Source organism: Mesorhizobium sp. M1A.F.Ca.IN.020.06.1.1 (assembly GCF_004023265.1).
Lineage (GTDB): Bacteria > Pseudomonadota > Alphaproteobacteria > Rhizobiales > Rhizobiaceae > Mesorhizobium.
In genome coordinates this window covers 1-6636 of record NZ_RZSR01000254.1, presented here as the reverse complement: position 1 = coordinate 6636, position 6636 = coordinate 1, and the positions used below count along the sequence as shown (strand labels likewise).

2 protein-coding genes are annotated in these 6636 nt (G+C 63.7%); both read left to right on the top strand.

Annotation, left to right across the window (positions count from 1 at the left end; genetic code table 11):
• Positions 1–2464 (top strand): DNA-directed RNA polymerase subunit beta (rpoB, locus tag EOA60_RS13575; protein WP_128311479.1); only part of this gene is annotated, 2464 nt, incomplete at its 5' end.
• A gap of 145 nt (positions 2465–2609) precedes the next feature.
• A partial coding sequence (gene rpoC, locus EOA60_RS13570; RefSeq protein ID WP_128311477.1) for a DNA-directed RNA polymerase subunit beta' occupies positions 2610–6636 on the top strand: 4027 nt, incomplete at its 3' end.

Below are 6636 nucleotides of genomic sequence, written 5' to 3'. Positions count from 1 at the left end.
CGACGTGCATCCGACGCACTACGGCCGTATCTGCCCGATCGAGACGCCGGAAGGCCCGAATATCGGTCTGATCAACTCGCTCGCCACCTTCGCGCGTGTCAACAAGTACGGCTTCATCGAGAGCCCGTACCGCAAGATCGTCAACGGCAAGCTGACCAATGAAGTCGTCTATCTGTCGGCGATGGAGGAGGCCAAGCACCACGTCGCGCAGGCCAACGCCGAGCTCGATAAGAACGGCAGCTTTGTCGACGAGTTCGTCATCTGCCGCAACGCTGGCGAGGTGATGATGGCGCCGCGCGAGAACGTCGACCTGATGGACGTGTCGCCGAAGCAGATGGTGTCGGTGGCGGCGGCCCTCATCCCGTTCCTCGAGAACGACGACGCCAACCGCGCGCTGATGGGCTCGAACATGCAGCGTCAGGCCGTGCCGCTGGTGCGTGCCGAGGCGCCGTTCGTCGGCACCGGCATGGAGCCGGTCGTGGCCCGTGACTCAGGCGCCGCCATCGGTGCCCGCCGCGGCGGCGTGGTCGACCAGGTGGACGCCACCCGTATCGTTATCCGCGCCACCGAAGATCTCGACCCGGGGAAGTCCGGCGTCGACATCTACCGGCTGATGAAGTTCCAGCGTTCGAACCAGAACACCTGCATCAACCAGCGTCCGCTGGTGCGTGTCGGCGACCGGGTGAACAAGGGCGACATCATCGCCGACGGTCCCTCGACCGAGCTCGGCGATCTGGCGCTCGGCCGCAACGTGCTGGTCGCGTTCATGCCGTGGAACGGCTACAACTACGAGGACTCGATCCTGCTCTCCGAGCGCATCGTGGCCGACGACGTCTTCACCTCGATCCACATCGAGGAGTTCGAGGTCATGGCCCGCGACACCAAGCTCGGACCGGAGGAGATCACGCGCGACATTCCGAACGTCTCGGAGGAAGCGCTGAAGAACCTCGACGAGGCCGGTATCGTCTATATCGGCGCGGAAGTGCAGCCGGGCGACATCCTGGTCGGCAAGATCACGCCGAAGGGCGAAAGCCCGATGACGCCGGAAGAGAAGCTCCTGCGCGCCATCTTCGGCGAAAAGGCCTCGGACGTTCGCGACACCTCCATGCGCATGCCTCCGGGCACCTTCGGCACGGTCGTCGAAGTGCGCGTCTTCAACCGCCACGGCGTGGAGAAGGACGAGCGCGCCATGGCGATCGAGCGCGAGGAGATCGAGCGTCTGGCCAAGGACCGCGACGACGAGCAGGCGATCCTCGATCGCAACGTCTATTCGCGCCTGTCGGACATGCTGGTCGGCAAGGAAGCGATTGCCGGGCCGAAGGGCTTCAAGAAGGGCTCGAAGCTGTCGAAGGACACGCTCGACGAGTATCCGCGCTCGCAGTGGTGGCAGTTCGCCGTGGAGAACGAAAAGCTCCAGAGCGAGCTGGAAGCCCTGCGCGGCCAGTACGACGACTCCAAGAAGGCGCTCGAGCAGCGCTTCATGGACAAGGTCGAGAAGGTGCAGCGCGGCGACGAGATGCCTCCGGGCGTCATGAAGATGGTCAAGGTCTTCGTAGCGGTGAAGCGCAAGATGCAGCCGGGCGACAAGATGGCCGGCCGTCACGGCAACAAGGGCGTGGTGTCGCGCATCGTTCCGGTCGAGGACATGCCTTTCCTCGAGGACGGCACGCATGCCGATATCGTGCTCAACCCGCTGGGTGTGCCGAGCCGCATGAATGTCGGCCAGATCCTGGAAACGCATCTGGGCTGGGCCTGCGCCGGCATGGGCAGGAAGATCGGCGAGCTGATCGACGCCTACAAGGCTGGCGGCGACATCAAGCCGCTGCGCAAGACGCTGGAAAGCTTCATGCCTTCCAACGACCGCAACGAGCCGGTCCGCGACTATGACGACGAGAGCATCATTCGCCTGAGCGAACAGATGCGCCGCGGCGTCTCCATCGCGACTCCGGTGTTCGACGGCGCGCACGAAGCCGACATCAACACCATGCTGCAGCAGGCGGGCCTGCACACCAGCGGTCAGTCGCAGCTTTATGACGGCCGCACCGGCGAGCCGTTCGATCGCAAGGTGACGATGGGCTACATCTATATGCTCAAGCTTCACCACCTGGTGGACGACAAGATCCACGCGCGCTCGATCGGTCCGTACTCGCTCGTCACCCAGCAGCCGCTGGGCGGCAAGGCGCAGTTCGGTGGCCAGCGCTTCGGCGAAATGGAGGTCTGGGCGCTGGAAGCCTACGGCGCCGCTTATACGCTGCAGGAGATGCTGACGGTGAAGTCGGATGACGTTGCCGGACGCACCAAGGTCTACGAGGCAATCGTGCGCGGCGACGATACGTTCGAAGCCGGCATTCCCGAGAGCTTCAACGTTCTCGTCAAGGAGATGCGCTCCCTCGGCCTCAATGTCGAACTGGAGAACACCAAGTTCGAAGACGCTGCCGTGCGGCTGCCCGATGCTGCCGAATAAGGGCGCGGCCGAACAAGGGTAATGGCGCGCCGCGAACAACGTGGCGCGCCCAACAAATTCTCGGCCGGTCAGGCCGGCCAGTCTGCGGGCACTCGGCCCGCGCTCGATGCAAGGGGTTTTCGAGGACCCCGAAAAGGAGAACGGCATGAACCAAGAGGTCATGAATCTCTTCAACCCCCAGGCGCCTGCGCAGGTGTTCGATTCCATCCGGATCTCGCTCGCCAGCCCTGAGAAGATTCTGTCCTGGTCGTTCGGTGAGATCAAAAAGCCGGAGACCATCAACTACCGCACCTTCAAGCCGGAGCGTGACGGTCTGTTCTGCGCGCGCATTTTTGGTCCGATCAAGGACTACGAGTGCCTGTGCGGCAAGTACAAGCGCATGAAGTACAAGGGCGTCATCTGCGAAAAGTGCGGCGTCGAAGTCACGCTGTCGCGCGTCCGCCGCGAGCGCATGGGCCATATCGAGCTCGCCGCCCCCGTCGCCCATATCTGGTTCCTGAAGTCGTTGCCCTCGCGCATCGGCACGCTGCTCGACATGACGCTGAAGGATATCGAGCGCGTCCTCTACTTCGAGAACTACATCGTCACCGAGCCTGGCCTCACCGCGCTGAAGGAGCACCAGCTGCTCAGCGAGGAAGAGTACATGCTGGCCGTCGACGAGTATGGCGAGGACTCTTTCACCGCCATGATCGGCGCCGAGGCCATCCATGACCTGTTGGCCGGCATGGATCTGGAGAAGATCGCCGGCGATCTGCGCTCGGAGCTGGCTTCGACGTCGTCCGAGCTCAAGCAGAAGAAGCTGCTGAAGCGGCTCAAGGTCGTCGAGAACTTCATGGAATCCGGCAACCGTCCGGAATGGATGATCATGAAAGTCGTCCCGGTGATCCCGCCGGACCTTCGCCCGCTAGTCCCGCTGGACGGCGGCCGCTTCGCCACGTCCGACCTCAACGACCTCTATCGCCGCGTCATCAACCGCAACAATCGCTTGAAGCGGCTGATCGAGCTGCGCGCGCCCGGCATCATCGTGCGCAATGAAAAGCGCATGCTGCAGGAGGCCGTCGACGCGCTGTTCGACAACGGCCGCCGCGGGCGCGTCATCACCGGCGCCAACAAGCGTCCGCTGAAGTCGCTGTCCGACATGCTCAAGGGCAAGCAGGGCCGGTTCCGCCAGAACCTGCTCGGCAAGCGTGTCGACTATTCCGGCCGCTCGGTCATCGTGACCGGTCCGGAACTCAAGCTGCATCAGTGCGGCCTGCCGAAGAAGATGGCGCTGGAGCTGTTCAAGCCTTTCATCTATGCCCGCCTCGACGCCAAGGGTTTCTCCTCGACCGTCAAGCAGGCGAAGAAGCTGGTCGAGAAGGAGCGTCCAGAGGTCTGGGATATCCTCGACGAGGTTATCCGCGAGCATCCGGTGCTCTTGAACCGCGCGCCGACGCTGCACCGCCTCGGCATCCAGGCGTTCGAGCCGATCCTGATCGAAGGCAAGGCGATCCAGCTGCATCCGCTGGTCTGCACGGCCTTCAATGCCGACTTCGACGGCGACCAGATGGCGGTCCATGTGCCGCTGTCCCTGGAAGCGCAGCTCGAAGCGCGCGTGCTGATGATGTCGACCAACAACATCCTGCACCCGGCCTCCGGCGCGCCGATCATCGTGCCGTCGCAGGACATGGTTCTCGGTCTCTACTATCTGTCGATCGTCAACCAGAACGAGCCGGGCGAAGGCATGGTGTTCGCCGACATGGGCGAGCTCCAGCATGCGCTGGAGACCAAGGCGGTGACCCTGCACGCCAAGATCAAGGGCCGCTTCCGCACCGTCGATGCCGAAGGCAAGACGGTGTCGAAGATCTATGAAACCACGCCCGGCCGCATGATCATCGGCGAGCTTCTGCCGAAGAACGTCAACGTACCGTACGACATCGCCAACCAGGAGATGACCAAGAAGAACATCTCCAAGATGATCGACACCGTCTACCGCCACTGCGGCCAGAAGGAGACGGTCATCTTCTGCGACCGCATCATGGCTCTCGGCTTTGCGCATGCCTGCCGCGCCGGCATTTCGTTCGGCAAGGACGACATGGTGATTCCGGACACCAAGCTGAAGCTGGTCTCCGATACCGAGGCTTTGGCCAAGGAGTACGAGCAGCAGTACAATGACGGCCTGATCACGCAGGGCGAGAAGTACAACAAGGTGGTCGACGCCTGGGCCAAGTGCTCAGAGAAAGTCGCCGACGAGATGATGGCCCGCATCAAGGCGGTCGAGTTCGAGGAAAACGGCCGTCAGAAGCCGATGAACTCGATCTATATGATGTCGCATTCGGGTGCGCGCGGTTCGCCCACCCAGATGCGCCAGCTCGCCGGCATGCGCGGCCTGATGGCCAAGCCTTCGGGCGAGATCATCGAGACGCCGATCATCTCGAACTTCAAGGAAGGCCTCACCGTGCTCGAGTACTTCAACTCGACCCACGGCGCCCGCAAGGGTCTGGCCGACACCGCCTTGAAGACGGCGAACTCGGGGTACCTGACCCGCCGTCTGGTTGACGTGGCGCAGGACTGCATCGTCAATTCGCTGGATTGCGGCACCGACAAGGGCCTCACCATGCAGCCGATCGTCGATGCCGGCCAGATCGTCGCCTCGGTCGGTCAGCGCGTGCTCGGCCGCACGGCGCTCGACGACATCAACCACCCGGTCTCCGGCGAAGTGCTGGTCAAGGCCGGCAAGCTGATGGACGAGCGTGACGTGGAGCAGATCGAGAAGGCCGGCGTCCAGTCGGTCCGCATCCGCTCGGCGCTGACCTGCGAGGTCAGGACCGGCGTCTGCGCGGTCTGCTACGGTCGCGATCTTGCCCGCGGCACGCCCGTCAATCAGGGCGAGGCCGTCGGCGTCATCGCGGCGCAGTCGATCGGCGAGCCGGGCACCCAGCTCACCATGCGCACCTTCCACATGGGCGGCACCGCGCAGGTGGTGGATTCTTCGTTCCTCGAAGCCTCCTATGAGGGCAAGGTCGAGATCCGCAATCGCAACGTGGTGCGCAACTCCGAAGGTCAGCAGATGGTGATGGGCCGCAACATGGCGGTTCTGATCCTCGACGAGGCCGGCAAGGAACGCGCCACGCACCGCGTCGCCTACGGCTCGCGCATTTTCGTGGATGACGGCGACAAGGTGAAGCGCGGGCAGCGCATCGCCGAGTGGGATCCTTACACCCGGCCGATCCTCACCGAAATCGAGGGCAAGGTGGCGTTCGAGGATCTGGTCGACGGCATCTCCGTTCAGGAGACGGCCGACGAGTCGACCGGCATCACCAAGCGTGAGGTCATCGACTGGCGTTCGACGCCGCGCGGCAGCGACCTGAAGCCGGCGATGGTCGTGCAGGACGCCAAGGGCAAGGTGGGCAAGCTGTCGAAGGGCGGCGATGCACGCTTCCTGCTCTCGGTCGAGGCCATTCTCTCGGTCGAGCCGGGCGCGCATGTCCGTCCGGGCGACGTGCTTGCGCGTATCCCGATGGAAAGCGCCAAGACCAAGGACATCACCGGCGGTCTGCCGCGGGTGGCCGAACTGTTCGAGGCTCGCCGTCCGAAGGATCACGCCATCATCGCCGAGATCGATGGCACGGTCCGCTTCGGCCGCGACTACAAGAACAAGCGCCGCATCATCATCGAGCCGCACGACTCGACGCTGGAGCCGGTCGAGTACCTGATCCCGAAGGGCAAGCCGTTCCATCTGCAGGACGGCGACGTCATCGAGAAGGGCGACTACATCCTCGACGGCAACCCGGCGCCGCACGACATCCTGGCGATCAAGGGCGTGGAGGCGCTTGCGTCCTACCTCGTCAACGAGATCCAGGAGGTCTACCGCCTGCAGGGCGTGTCGATCAACGACAAGCACATCGAGGTGATCGTTCGCCAGATGCTGCAGAAGGTCGAGATCACCACGCAGGGCGACTCGACCTACATTCCGGGCGACCACGTCGACGTGATCGAGCTGGAAGAGGTCAACGAGCGGCTGATCGAGGACGGCAAGAAGCCGGCCGAAGGCCAGCCGGTGCTGCTCGGCATCACCAAGGCCTCGCTGCAGACGCCGTCCTTCATCTCGGCCGCCTCCTTCCAGGAGACGACCAGGGTGCTGACGGAAGCCGCGGTCGCCGGTAAGACCGACATGCTGCAGGGTCTGAAGG